Here is a 15,729-nt window from a genome sequence, read left to right on the forward strand (position 1 = left end):
ATTAATTTCTTGCCAATCTGGATTTTGATAAGGAAGGGTTCTTACCAAAGTAATTTTTTATACCGGTAAGAATGGAGTTTGCCATTTTATCCTGGTAAGCGCTATCGGATAGCTTACGTTCCTCTTCGGGATTGCTGATAAACGCAGTTTCTACCAGAATGGAGGGGATATCGGGTGATTTAAGCACAGCAAAACCTGCTTGTTCCACAGAACCTTTATGGAGCATATTTATTTCACCCAATTCAGATAGAACTGCTCTGCCCAACTTCAGGCTGTCGTTATTGGTGGCAGTCTGAGAAAGATCCAACAGTGTTCTGGCAAGGTAGGGGTCTTTTACGTCAATATTTACCCCGCCGATCAAATCCGCATCATTTTCTTTTTTTGCTAGCCAGCGAGCAGCTGTGCTCGTTGCGCCACTTTCAGATAGTGCAAAAACCGAGGAGCCTCTGGCATCCGGTTTAACAAATGCATCTGCATGTATGGATACGAAAAGATCGGCTCTTACTTTACGCGCCTTCAGCACCCTACCCTGTAGTGGAATAAAATAATCTCCATCGCGAATCAATACGCCACGCATGTTTGGCTCTGCATCCACTTTTGCTTTCAAGCGTTTTGCAATAGCCAGCGTAACGTCTTTCTCTTTGCTTCCGCTATTTCCGCGAGCGCCCGGATCTTCACCACCATGTCCTGCGTCAATTGCGATAGTGACCAACCGTATCACGTCTAACGCGCCAGATTTTTTTCCATTGCGATCTGCTTTTGGCGTTTTGTCATTATTGACATCAAGTCCATTTTCAGTATTTCCTGATGCACCTGACTCTGTCGCAGAGTCCAATTTAGCAACCGTTGTTGGTGTATTTTCAACTGCGCCACCTGCTGCAGCCGTATTGGCACTTGGGGTTTCTATCAGTGCCATCAACGGATCTGCTGGCTTGGTTGGGTAGATATCCAGCACCAGTCGATGCTGGTATTCCCCAACAGGTTTAAGCACAAAAACTGAAGGATTTACTTCCGTTTTAAGATCCAGCACTAAACGTACTACACCAGGTTTAAAACGTCCTACTCGCACCTGTTTAATGTATGGGTCTGTATCTGACACCTTGGAAACCAGATCTTTTAATGCGGCATCCAGATTAACATCTTCCAGATCAAGTACCAGCCGATCAGGATTTTTGATAGTAAATAATTTATGTTGGATAGACGAAGTCGATTCAATGGTGAGACGGGTATATTCAGCAGCAGGCCAAACACGTGTGGAACTTACGGTGATTGCGGCAGATGCGACAGAAGCAGAAAAAAAGGCAAACAACAGCAACACACCACATGATGTAAGTGTGCGCCCAATACTTTTTACACTGACATAATTTCTCGCAATCGCTTTAAGCATACTTTTCCAGTTTCTGTCCCTGCTACTATTTCGGCATTCCGGCCCGACTCTTGAATTTCTATCTTGATGGTCAGGTCTGCCTGAGGCAGTAAATCTCCTGCTTTTTCAGGCCATTCCACTAAGCAGACCGCCTCCGAATTAAAATAATCACGGAACCCTGCATCCGCCCATTCGTGTGGATCAACGAACCGATATAAATCAAAGTGATATAAGTTTAACCTAGAAATAGCATAAAGTTCAACCAAAGTATAGGTCGGACTTTTCACTTTGCCAAGAAAACCTAACCCGCGCAGCACTGATCGTACCAATGCAGTCTTGCCTGCCCCCAGATTTCCGGATAGATAAATAACCAGTCCCGGTACCAGAATCTGTGCAATCTGGCTGCCTAATTGTCCGGTTGCTTCTTCATCAGCAAGGAAACATGTTAATTTTTCTGTCGGATGGTTATCATGTGGGTTATGCATACTGTTTTACCTAATTCCAAACCTGAAGTGGACTTCGATCAACTTGCCGCTGATATCAAAAGCTGGGGCAAGGCTTTAGGATTCCAGACAATCGGCATCAGCGATGTCAATCTGGATGCTGCTGAAAAAGGGCTGATGAACTGGTTGGCCAAAGGTTTCCATGGTGATATGGATTATATGGCAAAACACGGTACCAAGCGCAGCCGACCTGCTGAAATACTGCCCGGCACCTCTCGAATCATCACTGCCCGCTTGAATTATCGCCCTCCTGCAGCACGTGATAGCTGGGAAACACTGCATGATGGAAATGCCGCTTTTATTTCACGTTATGCACTGGGGCGAGACTATCACAAGGTTATGCGCAAACGGTTGCAACAATTAACTGAAAAAATTCAGGCTGAAACAGGTGCTGCGCACTTCAGAGTCTTTACAGACAGCGCCCCCGTCATGGAAGTAGCACTCGCGCAAAAATCCGGCATTGGCTGGCGTGGTAAGCACACACTATTATTAACGCGCGACCACGGCTCATGGTTTTTTCTGGGGGAAATATTTACAGACCTTCCCTTGCCAGTAGACCCACCTATTGTTGACCACTGTGGCACTTGCCAGTCCTGCATAGACATCTGTCCTACACAGGCTATAGTCGCTCCTTATCAAGTAGATGCCCGCCGCTGCATTTCCTATCTGACCATAGAATTACACGGCAGCATTCCCATTGAACTACGCCCGCTTATCGGCAATCGGGTGTACGGTTGTGATGACTGTCAGCTAACCTGCCCCTGGAACAAATTCGCACAGACAACCGGTGAATCCGATTTTCATGTGCGGCATGGCCTCGACAATATCACGCTTATACAAGCATTCGGCTGGACAGAACAACTGTTTCACAAAAACATGGCTGGCAGTGCCATTCACCGAATCGGATATGAACGCTGGTTACGTAATATAGCGGTCGGATTGGGAAACGCACCCACATCGGGTGCGGTGATTGCTGCGCTCGAATCCCGATTAGCCTATCCATCGCAACTCGTTCAAGAGCACGTAAAGTGGGCGCTAACACAACATCAGGTTAGCACCTGAGTAAAACACCTGCCTTTCCAGTCAAACAACACACCAGACAGGAAAGCCGCCGCAATACCTAAGCGTGCTGATATAATCTCCAACATTCACAAAAATCATTACTCCAGACATTTCTATGCAACCTGATCCAAGCAAAGCAATCGGTGTTTTCGATTCCGGCGTAGGTGGACTAACCGTAGTACGAGCTTTAATGGAACGCCTGCCATTCGAAGACATTATCTACTTCGGTGACACAGCACGCGTGCCTTACGGGGTAAAATCAGTCGAAACCATTTCTCACTTCACTACCCAGATTGCTGAGTTTTTGCTTCAGAAGCAGGTTAAAGTCCTGATTATTGCCTGCAACACGATGGCAGCGGTTGCAGCACAAGTTGTCAGGGACCTATCCCCCGTCCCAGTGCTGGATGTCATTGATGCTGGCGCTCTGGGCGCACTGGCCGACACCCGTTCAAGAAAGGTAGGCGTAATAGGAACCCCCACAACCATCAATAGCAACGCCTATGCGCGCGCCATACATCAGTACGAACCCGATGTACGTATTTTTTCACAAGCCTGCCCGTTATTTGTACCGCTGGTAGAAGAAGGCTGGTTGGACCATCCCGTAACAAGACTGACCGCTCAGGAATATCTCAAACCCGTATTAGCCGAGAATATTGATACATTGGTGTTAGGGTGTACTCACTACCCGCTTTTAAAATCTCTGTTACAGGATGTCGTCGGGAAAAGCATCATATTGGTTGACTCTGCCGAAGCCATGGCTGAACGCACTGCTGCGCTGCTTGCTGATCTAAATCTGGCTAACACAAAGCGTACCCAGCCTGTATATCACTTTCATGTCACTGATGTACCGTTGCGCTTTCAGACGATTGGTGAACGTTTTCTGGGAAGAACATTGCTAAATGTGCATGTGGAAAAGTGGTAGATTAACCCTGCATGACATACTTTAAACTAAGTATGCAATCCCTTTTAACTGCTATTCTGAATCGTCCCGATTTAGGAGATACTAAGTCACTTATTGTCAGTGTGTAAAAATCGTGAACTTCACTAGCCGCCCTCAAGCAGACGATCATAGTTTTCTAGTCTAACGTCCGCTCAGAAACGTAAAACGGATTGTATAATCCCACTTAATTATTTTTTACGAACGCTTCAAACAGTTCCGCAGTTAAGGGTTTGCTAAAGTAATAGCCTTGAACCTCATCGCAACCTTGTAAGCGCAGGATTTGCAGTTGCTCAGCTGTTTCCACACCCTCTGCAATAGTTTGAATACCTAGACTTCTAGCCATTTTGATGACGGCGCTGACGATAGCCTTATCTTCTGGATCATCGGTGATATTACGCACGAAAGACTGATCTATCTTCAGTTTGTAAACCTTGAATTTTTTCAGGTAGCTCAAACTTGAATAGCCAGTACCGAAATCATCGATGGACATGCGAATGCCGGATTCATGCAATTTATCCATCACCTCGATTGCCACCTGCGGATTACCCATTGCAACGGCCTCAGTCAGTTCCAACTCCAGATATTCATGCGGTAGTTTCACTTCATCGAGAATATGCGTGATTAACTTCGCAATATTAGCCTGTCGGAACTGAACAGCAGACAGGTTCACTGCCATCACCATAGGCGGCATCCCACCATCCATCCACGCCTTAATTTGTTTGGCTGCCGTGCGCAACACCCATTCGCCGATCTGGATGATTTGACCGCCATCCTCGGCGATGGGGATAAATTCAGCGGGTGAAATCATCCCCAACTCCGGATGCTGCCAACGCAGCAAGGCTTCCGCACCGATGATACGTCCGTCTCGAATGGATAATTGGGGTTGATAGTGCAACTGCAACTCATCACGCTCCAGTGCGTGACGCAGCGCATTTGCCAGCTGCAAAATGCGAGCAGAATTAGCCTGCATCTCAGGCGTGTAAAAACGGAAGCTGTTGCGGCCGCCTTGTTTGACGCGATACATGGCCACGTCGGCGTTCTTCGACAGCGTCTCGAAGTCTATGCCGTCTTCCGGATAGATGGTGATGCCGATTGAAGGGGTGATGATCAATTCATACTGCTCAATCTGACAGGGTCGTGAAATCGCCTCGATCAGCTTGGTGGCCACATTGGCCGCACCATTAGCATCGGTAGCATGCAGAATCAGCATGAACTCATCTCCCCCTTGACGGGATACCGTGTCTTCGTCACGCAAACTTGCCATGATCCGTTTTGCCACTTCCATCAAGAGTTGATCGCCAATGGTATGGCCCAAGGTATCGTTGACATCCTTGAAATGGTCGAGATCAAGGAACAACACTGCCAGCGGCTCATTATTCCGTTGTGCCAAGCTGCGCGCGTATTTGAAACGATCGTTGAGCTGGCTGCGATTGGGCAACCCGGTGAGCTGATCGAAATGGGCAAGCCTTTCAATAAGTGCTTCTGCTTTCTTTGCCTCAGTGATGTTTTCCTTGATAGCCAGATAGTGGGTTATCTGTCCATCCGTTTGCCGCACTGGTGATATCTGTGTTGACTCAATGTATTCGCTGCCATCCTTGCGCCTATTGATCAATTCGCCGCGCCATATTTCGCCACGGGTCAGATGTCCCCACATATCTTCGTAGATTGCTTTGGGCGTCTTGCCGGATTTCAAAAAATGTGGATTTTTGCCGATCACCTCGTCACGACTGTAGCCGGTCAATTTAAGGAAGGTATCGTTGACATATTCAATGTTCGCATCAAGATTAGTTATGATGATGGAGTTGGGACTTTGCTCTACCGCCATAGAAAGCTTGCGCAATTCGGCTTCCGCTTGCTTGTGCTCAGTGAAGTCATGAGTAATACCCAAGACTTCTCTTACCTCGCCCTTCTCGTCCAACAGGGGTATGCACGTTATCTGGAGGGCCAACAAAGCACTGTTGGGCAGCAAAAGATTCGTCTCCAGGGAACGAATGGTACGGGTTCTGAATGCCTCTTGTAATGTGGGCAAATAGACCTCGTACACTTCCGGCGGCCAAATTTCCTCCTCGCGCCGCCCGATGAAGTCGGAAGTGGGGCGCCCGGTAATCCGGCGTGTGGCATCGTTGACGTATTGAATTCTCAAATCGCGGTCATAGATCACAACCACGTCCGGAATGTTTTCTAGCGCCCGCCCAAACCGCTCCTCGCTCTTGCGTAGCGCCTCCACCGCCTGCTTGCGCTCTGTGAGATCGTAGAAGATCACCAGGTTGGAGGAGCCCATCGGCGCCATGCTGAATCGTATGTTGCGCACGCTGCCATTCTTGCAGGTGACCTCGTATTCCAACGGTTCGATCTCGGTTCCGTCCCGCTGCGCCCTCTCCACCGCCACCTGCCACTCCTGCGCGACGCGCAACCTATAGGCGGGATCGGGATAGGCCCGCGGCCACCACTCCGACAGGATTGGAATGTCGACCAGCGTGTAGCCGAATGTCTCGACGAACTTGCGGTTCAGGTACGTGACATTCTGGTACTCGTCATTCATCGCCAAGGCCACGGGGGATGATTCAATCATCGCGCGGAACTTTGCCTCGCTCTCGCGCAACTTCTCCTCTGCACGCTTGCGTTCGGAAATCACAACGGCGGACGGCACCAGCAACACTACTCTGCCGTTTGCATCCAGAAATGGCTGCACCGAGAAATCCAGAGGAATAAATTGGTTTTCCGCGACACGTATCTGCACATCGTACCGCGAGGCTTCACCTCGGGCAGCGCGGGCGATGGTCTCGCGCATCTGCCGTTTACTTTCTTCGGAATAGCCAAACCAGTACGTTTCCTCAACTGGCTTACCCAGCACGTCTTGCGGTTGCAAACCAGCCGCCGCCAACGCTTGCTGGTTTGCTTCCAGTACGACCCCCTCGGTGGTCAGCAAACCCACGAACATGTTCGGCCCAAGACCATCAATGATATTGCGTAATCGGCCTTCACTTTGGCGCAACGCAATATCTTCCCGCTGCCGACTGATGGCGATGGATGCTATGTGCGTGGTAGCATCGATGAGCTTAAGGTGCTTCGGCTGGGGCAGCCCCGGTTGGCGGTAATACATCGCGAATGTGCCTAGCACCCGCCGCTGCGAATCGAAAATTGGCGTGGACCAGCTAGCGTGCAACCCGTGCTGTAGCGCCACCTCTTTGTAAGCCACCCACAGCGGATCGGTGGCAATATCCTCCACAAACACCGCCTCCTTGCGGTAGGCCGCAGTGCCGCACGAACCGGCGTTCGGCCCAATCGGTTGCCCTTCCACTGCCGCGACAAAATCCGCAGGCAAACTTGGCGCCGCACCGTGGCGGACGTGAATGCCATCCTGGTCCAGCAGGAGAATGGACCCCAGCATCCCTGGGGTTTGAGCCTCAATAAGCTTGACCAGCACGGACAGCGTCTCCGGCAAGGATGCTCCGGCGGCGATCATCTCCAGCACCTGTGTCTGCCCGCTGAGCAGCATTTCTGCCTGTTTATGCTCCGTGATATCATGCGCAATGCCGAGAATCTGCCTTACCTGCCCATTATCATCAAGGATAAAAGGGGTTTCCCGACTAATCAACCAGTGCCAGGCACCTTCTTTATCACGAAGACGGTACTCAATCGAGCGCATTTCTCCAATAGAGGCATCTCTCCATGCATCGTGGTTAGCAGCGATGCGAGGCAAATCATCTGAATGAAAAAGTTGGATGATCTTACTGCCCATCTCCTGGGTCTCCACGATCGAATAGCCATAGGTGGTGAGCCAGTGCAGGTTGATATAGATATTACGCTGTTCAATCAGATCGAAGATATAGACAGTACCCGGTTCGGTATCCAAAATCCGCTCAAGCATATGATTTTGGTTTTTCAGCTCTGACTCATGCTGTTTTCGCGGACTGGTATCGCACACATTCGAGATGATCGCATGCTCACCATGATGAGTAATTGGGTAAGAATAAATTTCAACAGGCAGTTCGCTACCGTCTTTGCGGCGGTGCCTCAATTCGAACTTATCACCTGATTTCAGTAAGTTGTTGAGGTGGGCTGGCAACTTATCCCTCAGATCCTCGGAAGCTAAGTCAGTTGCATTCAAATGCTTCAATTCTTCGAGACTGTATCCATATTGTTGAATGGCAGTTGGATTCGCATCGAGTATCCGACCTTTTGAATTAAGAATAAAAATAGCATAGGGATTCGCATCAAATATCCCCCGATAATCGATGCCAGTATAAGTGGAGATATTTTCGTCCAAATCAGATTTCATTAGTATTTGCCGAATTCCCTTGTTCCCTCACTATAGCAAAATACCTGAGTACGTAAAGAATCCTTCTAGGATATTCGGATGAAATATGTCGCATGAAAACTTAAAAATTCAGCTGACAGGATCAATAATTTGTTAGGTTGGAAAAATCAGATTCCAAAAATTCTGTAGAATTTCCGATGACGAAGAACAACGATTGTAGTGGTTTTTCAAATGAGTGCTCACTCTGGGATTGTTTCCAGATAGGCTCAAGCTAATGTCTGTTGTCCACACACATCCAGACTTTAGCAAGTGAACAATGATGGGTGTTCCTGGCACATCTGAGACAGTTGTCACGCACTTAATGTATATTCCAAGTGGCGAATTTCATTATTTAAGGTGGCATTTTGGCTGCAAAATCAAACAAACCAAAAGCAACTCTCAATATCACTCAGTCACTTCCACATTGTAGCCCGTATATTTCCGCATATTGATCACACCAATATCAAAAATCAGGTACTGACCTTTAATTCCCAACAAGGTACCCCGGATACTTGGTGTTTTATCCAGATTGAGAGAAGTGATTTTTGTTGGGTATTCTAAAACTGGATAGTCAATATTCACCAGCTCAGCTGATTCGAGAGACTGAATAGCCTCTTCCCCAAAGCGCTCACGCGCTTCGCGAATACCTGCTTTACACACATCAAAAAGCTCATCTCGTTTGTTCATGAGATCGGCTGGTTCCGGATCGCCTTTCAATAACGCGCGCCAATCTGTTTTATCGGCTACGTGCTGCTTCAGAATTACTTCAAGTACGCCTGACTGGTAGCGAGTCGCTACTTTAAAGATTGGCAGTGCTTGTTTGGCACCTTGATCTATCCAACGGGTTGGCAACTGTGTTTCACGTGTTATTCCTACTTTTACCCCGGATGAATTAGCCAGATAGACATAGTGCGGGCGCATGCAATGGGTTAAGCCCCACTCCGGTTCACGGCAAGTGCCTTGTGCGTAATGACACAATTCGGGTTTGATAATACAGGAGTCGCATTGGGCCAGTGACTGCATGCAAGGGAAACAATAACCCTGGCTAAAACTTTTACTGGTTTTTCTGCCACAGGCGATACAATTGATTGTGCCGGAAAAATTGAGCGCCAGCTCTTTTCCCAAAAACTGGTTCATGCCGAGCCGCTCGGTTCCTACCGGAAGAGAATACTCTACGGGGCCAGAGAGCTGGCTGATCATTTTGCTCAGGTTACCACTAATCATGGGAAGGCTTTGACGTGTTTATTAAAGTGCTAATTCTCCCATGATCTGACATTTAGCGCGACTATTGATGTTATCAATTGGACTTTATCCTTAAATCCGCCCTCATTTGTAAACAAAGCCAATTTTAAATATTCCATCTACAACTCAACATAGCAGTTCATGGGAATACCACGATAGCATTTTACCGCAGAGGCGCTGAGGCGCAGAGAAAAGCAAGGAATTGAGGCTACATAAGACAGCTTCAGAATAAGAAAAAGCATCGTGATACTGGATGTTGTAGCTGCCTATAACTCTGCGCCTCAGCGCCTCTACGGTTAACGAATCTTCAAACCCTTAACGAGCAGACTTATATGCGCACCTGTCTTGTAACAATACGGTTCATCCGTAAGAGCGCAACACCAATCAAACCACTGATGAGCAAAAATATCGTATCAGGCTCTGGTATTTGCAAGGCCCTGGCCATTCCATTTGCCAATATCTGATGCAATTGCGCTGTTGGATGAATGGTATCCCAGAAAGCATACTGATCCGGGTTACTGCAAACCGTACCTCCTCCCGTGAAGTTCTGATCATCCCCCGTGTAGCAGGGATCAGTCACATTGGTAATACCAAAATTGCCTGGATTAGCAACCACATCATTTAACACGGAAAAAGTATCAAAACGTGTGATATTTACACCTAGATCAATCTGCAGGGTATTCAACTTGCTATCCAGTAACGTATTAAACTGGGTAGCAAACAAATTTGCTACAAAAGAGAGGGAGGTAATTCCCAGCATGCTGACACGCGGAACCATAGCAAGATCTGGTGTATTGGGTACCAAAAACTGTTTGGCTCCATCATTCGCCAGGTTTCTTAAAGCCGTATCAATATTATTCACAGCAGCAGTCACTAGGCTCTGTGCAGCGCCAAAATTATTGATGCTTGCGGCAATGGCATCCTGAATATCATTAGCCCCACCAAAAACAATATACAAAGCATTAGGGTCTGCAGACAAACTGCTTACATAGCTATTCACCTGTCCAAGAATGCCATAAGTAGGGCCAAGAAAGTGGGAATCGGTGCGCGCACCACCATTAGCGTAGTTAGTCCCACCCATGAGTGAGGGCAATGTTGAAAACCCTAATTTTGCGCCCAAATCATCCACATAATTGGGTCCATTGCTCAAACGACCGGCGTAATATGGCGCATTGGGAACAGCTCCACCGGTTAACAGTGACACATTGCCCGTATCAGACAGACTATCTCCAAACACATAGAGATTACTGAATGCAGTAGCCCATGCACCGGATGATATAAATATAGATAACAGCAAACAGCTTTGGATATAACGAAGCTTTACCGGTGTTTTTATGATTGTGTTTTTGAATAAGCTGCGGGTCAACCAATTAAAAATTAGCGTTTTCATTGTTTCTCCAGAGAGCATAAGTCTTCCCCACATGAAGCAACGGACATTAATGCGGGATTATAGAAATATGATTGATCTGAAAAAACAGATTCAGATCATGCTAACGACATATATACTTGCTTAAGTAAGTATAATAGCTAACTCGTTATATGCAAGATTCACTTATCTGATTAGCATGGCGTAAAGGCACTTTAATAATGCGCGTGTGCAGCGTCTTCTTCATCCTCATCAGTATCCAGTGGCCACAACTGATGCGCATCCAACATTAAACGATAACGACTTTCTGCTGCGTTGGTCTGTGCCATCATGGCGTCTAATTTCGCTTCTACAGATTGTTTACGGGCTGTCAGCACATCAGTTAAACCCGCTTCTCCCAAAGAGTAGGCACGCGCCATAAGCTCAGCATTTCGTTGTATGCCTGCGGCTGCACTCTGGATACTTTTCCAGCTTTCATAAGATGCTTGTGCAGTCGCAAACTGATTGTTTACTTCGGCATTCAGTCTTGCCAATACCGCCGCTTCTTTCTGCAGAGCGACGCCATTTTGTGCCTGCATCATATTTGCATTGGCAGAGCGGGCACCGCCGGGCAATGCAATTGATACACTTAATCCGGCAATACGATCTTCCCCGCCACGTTCACTGGCCAGATGCAATCCGACTGTTGGATCTGGCATGCGATCTGCGGAGGCGCGTGATGCCATCAACTGCCAATGCTTTGATTCTGCTCTTGCCAAACCCAGTTCATGATTATGTTCCAGTATCTGTTCACGCCAGTAGGTAATATCCTGCGTCACGGGTTCAGGTTCCATTAACACTGGCTGTGAAGGAGGAACGATTCCCGGAAAACGTTGTGTCAGATCAGTCAGCACTACCCTCACACGGAGTTTTGCCTGTAGTAACGATGATTCAGCCTGTGCCAGAGCGGAATCAGCCAGCATGGCTTCAAGCTTGGGTGCGTCACCCGCTTTTACCCGTTTGTTGACGATGCTGGATTGCTCCTTGAGGATAGACACCTGACTTTCCCATTGTTGCGCCTGCTGGCTAGTATTGACCCAGTTGAACCACATGCGCAACAGCGTCCGGCCTGATTCGTGCATGGCATCACCATAAGCCAGTTTTGCCTGGGAAACTCCCTGGCTGCCGAGTTCACGGTCAAGAGAGGCTTTGTTTGGCAAGCGAAAGGGTCGCTCAACGGAGACATTCCATTCATTGAATTTTCCTGTGGGATCCATCCTCACCGTTCGTTGCTGTGTGCCTAATCTCACGTTATATTCGTAAGATCCCGCACGTAAAACTTCCTGATTAGCCTCACCCACTTTTACGCCGCTTTGAGCAGCCAATACTGAAGGGTTGGCCGCCATAGCTTTGGTAACCATTTGCAATGATGGTAAATCGGGAAAGTCTCTGAAACTCTCTGCACTCGCAGGAGAGGCAGCACACGCTGCCATTAACCAAAATCCAAAATGAAACTTCATGCAAATCTCCCAAACTCAATCACTGGCATCATCCAGTAAGCTATTTCTTTGCTAGGCAAGGCGGTTTTGAGATGTGTGATCAACGCCCTGGCATCCTCGCCATTTAGCACCACCTGAATCTGGACACGACGCGCACGCCCGCGCACTTCTTCCTCAATGCTATGGCGCGCGACAGCCTGACCGTGCCCTTCCACCTGCATGGTGGTAAATCCAGCAGCATATTCAGGATGGTCCAGCAAATGGTCCACCAGATTTTCTTCAAGAGCACGGGGAAAAACGATAGTCAGACAAGTATCCAATTGTTTCATGCCAATTTCTCCTTGGCTTGGCTTACCCCAAACCGGCGGTAAAGTATAGGTAGTAATATCAGTGTCAACAGGGTAGACGTGACCAACCCGCCAATCACTACAATGGCTAAAGGTTTCTGAATTTCGGAACCAGGACCCGTGGATAATAGCAACGGCACCAGACCGAATGCTGCGATACTGGCGGTCATCAACACGGGTCTCAAACGCCGTTTTGCACCTTCCACGATGACTTCGGCAAGCGGCATACCTTGCGCCAGTAACTGATTAAAATAAGTCAGCATAACCACCCCGTTGAGCACAGCAATGCCTAACAGCGCAATAAACCCTACCGATGCAGGAACAGACAAGTACTCACCAGACATCCACAATGCAAATACCCCGCCCACCATTGCAAAAGGGATGTTTGCAAATACCAGCACCGCCTGTCGTACCGATCCAAAAGTGGCAAACAACAACAGGAAGATCATTCCCAAGGCAATCGGCACCACCACTGCCAGTCTGCCCGCCGCACGTTGCTGATTTTCAAACTGCCCACCCCAGGTGGCGTGATAGCCTGTTGCCATTGGCACTTGCTTGGCGACAGCCTGCTTAGCCTCTTCCACAAAACCTACCAGATCACGCCCTCGCACATTGGCTTGCACGACCACCATACGATTGCCGTTTTCCCTGTCAATTTTCACTGGGCCATCCACACGTTCCAGTTTCGCCACATTGGTGATGGGAATCGCCGTACCGTCAGGCAAACCAATTCGCAAGTTGTTAAACAGGGAAGCAGAAGAACGCAAATCTTCCGCACCGCGTAACAGGAGCGGTGTTCGGCGTGCGCCCTCAATGACCACACCCAAGGGCTTTCCTTCCAGATGACCGCGTAAATCATTTTCAATATCATCCACACTCAGGCCGAATCGACCTGCAGCCAGCCGGTCTATCTTGACTTGCAGATACTGTACGCCTTCGTTTTTGACGGTATACACGTCTTGTGAACCTTTCACGGATTTGAGTACCGTTTCAATCTGGGCGGCCAGTTTGTTCAGAGAAACGAGTTCGGTGCCGAAAATTTTTACGGCTACATCACCCCGAACCCCAATAACCATTTCAGATACCCGCATATCGATAGGTTGCGTAAAGCTGTAGGAAATACCCGGGAATTGCTCCATGACTTTTCTCAGCTCACCGGTCAGCCACTCTTTATCCGGCTTGCGCCACTGCTCTCTGGGTTTTAATACCAGAAAAGTGTCTGTCTGATTCAGGCCCATAGGGTCTAGACCCAGCTCGTCCGAACCGGCACGCGCCACGACACCTTTGACTTCAGGCACCTGAGCCATGATGGCTTGCTGAATACGTAAATCTGTCGCAGCGGTCTGTTCCAGACTGATTGAAGGAAGTTTTTCGACGCCAATGATAATATCGCCTTCATCCATGACTGGCATAAAGGTTTTTCCTATCAATGTATATGCCCCGACTGTCAGCCCCAGTACTATCAACGCACCCATGATGACGGTTTTTGAATGCGCCAGTGACCAGCGCAAGGCAGGAACGTACAACGCAGTCGATTTACGTACCAGCCAAGGGTCTTCATGTGCACCCGGCTTAAGCAAAAAAGAAGCCAGTACAGGAATCACTGTCAGCGCCAGTATGAGTGAGCCGGATAGCGCAAAAACAATCGACATCGCTACCGGTATAAATAATTTCCCTTCCAACCCCTGCAGGGTCAACAGCGGCAAAAAAACAATCACGATAATGGCCACACCCGATGCAACAGGCAGTGTCACTTCTCTCACTGAGCGATAAATCACATGCAGGTGCGGCAATTTCCCCTCTGTACCTTGGTGTGCCAGATGGGTAATCATGTTTTCCACCACAACCACTGCCGCATCTACCAGCATACCAATTGCAATCGCCAACCCGCCCAAACTCATCAAATTGGCGGACATACCGAACTGACGCATGAGAATAAATGTGATCAGCGCCGCTAATGGTAGCGTCACCGCTACGACAATCGCAGCCCGTAAATTCCCCAGAAACAGCAGAAGCAATACGACCACCAGCACAATGGCTTCCATCAGCGCTTTGGAAACTGTCCCCACAGCGCGCTCAACCAGATTACCCCGATCATAGAAGACTTCTGTATGCACGCCTTTTGGCAAGCTCGGCTGAATTTCAGCAAGCTTCTTGCGCACGCCTTCCACTACCTGTTTCGCATTTGCCCCTCGCAAGCCCAGCACCAACCCCTCTACGGCTTCACCCTTACCGTCCTTGGTCACTACACCGTATCGCGTCATGCTGCCAATACGCACCTGCGCCACATCTCCCACACGAACCGGATTAGCATCACGGCTTGTAATCACGATGGCACGTACATCATCCAGTGTCTTTATTGCACCCTCAGAACGAACCAGCAATACCTCTTCACCGTCGCGCATCCGCCCGGCGCCGTCGTTGCGGTTATTCATTTCCAGCGCCTGCTGCAATTGAGTAAGCGAAATACCACGTGCATTCAATGCTGCATTGTCCGGCACAATTTCAAATGTCCGCACCAGACCACCCAGCGAATTCACATCTGCTACACCAGGCAAAGTACGCAACGCGGGACGAATGACCCAGTCCAGCAGACTTCGGCGTTCCATTAAACTCAGATCCCCCCCTTCCACTGTAAACATGAACATTTCACCCAGCGGAGTTGTGATCGGAGCCAGCCCGCCACTTACACCTTGCGGCAAATCTTTGGAAATATTACCCAGCCGCTCAGCCACTTGCTGCCGCGCCCAGTAAATATCCGTTCCATCCTGAAAATCTATGGTGATATCGGTCAACGCGTATTTCGCCACCGAACGCAAAATTTTCTGGTTGGGAATACCCAGCATTTCCACCTCAATGGGTGCGGTAATACGGGCCTCTACCTCTTCCGGCGTCATACCGGGAGCCTTCATGATCACTTTAACCTGAGTTGAAGACACGTCCGGGAATGCGTCGATAGGCAATCCCATGAACGCATAGGTTCCACCACCAATCAACAACAACGTTAATACTGCTATCAGCAGGCGCTGAGTGAGCGAAAATTCAACCAGGCGGGCTAACATGTTTTACACTCCGCAAGGCCTATTTCATGTTTGAAAATAAATAGAGAACTTTGGCAAGCAACA

Annotated in this window: 10 protein-coding genes; 2 read left to right on the plus strand and 8 right to left on the minus strand. The window is 48.6% G+C overall.

Going from position 1 to position 15,729, the window contains the following annotated elements; all coding sequences use genetic code 11:
* Nucleotide 1: 1 nt before the first annotated feature.
* Nucleotides 2-1,387, minus strand: a complete 1,386-nt coding sequence (locus EDC63_RS10225) for an N-acetylmuramoyl-L-alanine amidase (protein WP_124946765.1) — start codon at nt 1,385-1,387, stop codon at nt 2-4.
* Entirely contained in the window at nt 1,351-1,851 is a 501-nt protein-coding gene (tsaE, locus tag EDC63_RS10230) for a tRNA (adenosine(37)-N6)-threonylcarbamoyltransferase complex ATPase subunit type 1 TsaE (protein ID WP_124946764.1), read from the minus strand. Before tsaE ends, EDC63_RS10225 begins: the two co-directional genes overlap by 37 nt.
* Here tsaE and queG point away from each other — a divergent pair.
* Complete coding sequence (gene queG, locus EDC63_RS10235) at nt 1,846-2,931, plus strand: tRNA epoxyqueuosine(34) reductase QueG (RefSeq protein ID WP_124946763.1); 1,086 nt, start codon at nt 1,846-1,848, stop codon at nt 2,929-2,931. The genes tsaE and queG overlap by 6 nt on opposite strands.
* Before the next feature lie 115 nt (nt 2,932-3,046).
* Nucleotides 3,047-3,853 carry a glutamate racemase gene (gene murI, locus EDC63_RS10240; RefSeq protein WP_124946762.1) on the plus strand — a complete coding sequence of 269 codons (807 nt, stop codon included), beginning with the start codon at nt 3,047-3,049 and terminating at the stop codon, nt 3,851-3,853.
* A 202-nt stretch (nt 3,854-4,055) separates the two neighbouring features.
* Here the strand turns inward: murI and EDC63_RS10245 are convergent, their stop codons facing one another.
* The 6 genes from EDC63_RS10245 to EDC63_RS10270 all read right to left on the minus strand — a co-directional run bounded on the left by EDC63_RS10245 (nt 4,056) and on the right by EDC63_RS10270 (nt 15,666).
* A complete protein-coding gene (locus tag EDC63_RS10245) occupies nt 4,056-8,153 on the minus strand; it encodes a PAS domain S-box protein (protein ID WP_132920925.1) in 4,098 nt (1,365 codons plus the stop codon).
* A gap of 423 nt (nt 8,154-8,576) precedes the next feature.
* On the minus strand, nt 8,577-9,395 hold the full coding sequence (locus EDC63_RS10250; RefSeq protein WP_124946759.1) for a DUF2797 domain-containing protein: 819 nt from the start codon (nt 9,393-9,395) through the stop codon (nt 8,577-8,579).
* 346 nt (nt 9,396-9,741) lie between these two features.
* Nucleotides 9,742-10,803, minus strand: a complete 1,062-nt coding sequence (locus EDC63_RS10255) for an SGNH/GDSL hydrolase family protein (RefSeq protein ID WP_165922974.1) — start codon at nt 10,801-10,803, stop codon at nt 9,742-9,744.
* A gap of 191 nt (nt 10,804-10,994) precedes the next feature.
* Nucleotides 10,995-12,278, minus strand: coding sequence for a TolC family protein (locus tag EDC63_RS10260; protein WP_124946757.1), 1,284 nt, complete (start codon nt 12,276-12,278; stop codon nt 10,995-10,997).
* Nucleotides 12,275-12,586, minus strand: coding sequence for a DUF3240 family protein (locus EDC63_RS10265; protein ID WP_124946756.1), 312 nt, complete (start codon nt 12,584-12,586; stop codon nt 12,275-12,277). The genes EDC63_RS10260 and EDC63_RS10265 overlap by 4 nt, the downstream gene beginning before the upstream one ends.
* A complete protein-coding gene (locus EDC63_RS10270) occupies nt 12,583-15,666 on the minus strand; it encodes an efflux RND transporter permease subunit (RefSeq protein ID WP_124946755.1) in 3,084 nt (1,027 codons plus the stop codon). Before EDC63_RS10270 ends, EDC63_RS10265 begins: the two co-directional genes overlap by 4 nt.
* Nucleotides 15,667-15,729 lie beyond the last annotated feature (63 nt).

The organism is Sulfurirhabdus autotrophica (genome assembly GCF_004346685.1).
GTDB classification, from domain to species: Bacteria; Pseudomonadota; Gammaproteobacteria; order Burkholderiales; family SMCO01; genus Sulfurirhabdus; species Sulfurirhabdus autotrophica.

Bases quoted from the DNA above. Each gene is read 5' to 3' on its own strand.
- EDC63_RS10265 (WP_124946756.1), bottom strand. From the start codon at position 12,586: ATGAAACAATTGGATACTTGTCTGACTATCGTTTTTCCCCGTGCTCTT.
- EDC63_RS10250 (WP_124946759.1), bottom strand. From the start codon at position 9,395: ATGATTAGTGGTAACCTGAGCAAAATGATCAGCCAGCTCTCTGGCCCC.
- EDC63_RS10255 (WP_165922974.1), bottom strand. From the start codon at position 10,803: ATGAAAACGCTAATTTTTAATTGGTTGACCCGCAGCTTATTCAAAAAC.
- EDC63_RS10270 (WP_124946755.1), bottom strand. From the start codon at position 15,666: ATGTTAGCCCGCCTGGTTGAATTTTCGCTCACTCAGCGCCTGCTGATA.
- queG (WP_124946763.1), top strand. From the start codon at position 1,846: ATGCATACTGTTTTACCTAATTCCAAACCTGAAGTGGACTTCGATCAA.
- murI (WP_124946762.1), top strand. From the start codon at position 3,047: ATGCAACCTGATCCAAGCAAAGCAATCGGTGTTTTCGATTCCGGCGTA.
- EDC63_RS10260 (WP_124946757.1), bottom strand. From the start codon at position 12,278: ATGAAGTTTCATTTTGGATTTTGGTTAATGGCAGCGTGTGCTGCCTCT.
- EDC63_RS10245 (WP_132920925.1), bottom strand. From the start codon at position 8,153: ATGAAATCTGATTTGGACGAAAATATCTCCACTTATACTGGCATCGAT.
- tsaE (WP_124946764.1), bottom strand. From the start codon at position 1,851: ATGCATAACCCACATGATAACCATCCGACAGAAAAATTAACATGTTTC.
- EDC63_RS10225 (WP_124946765.1), bottom strand. From the start codon at position 1,387: ATGCTTAAAGCGATTGCGAGAAATTATGTCAGTGTAAAAAGTATTGGG.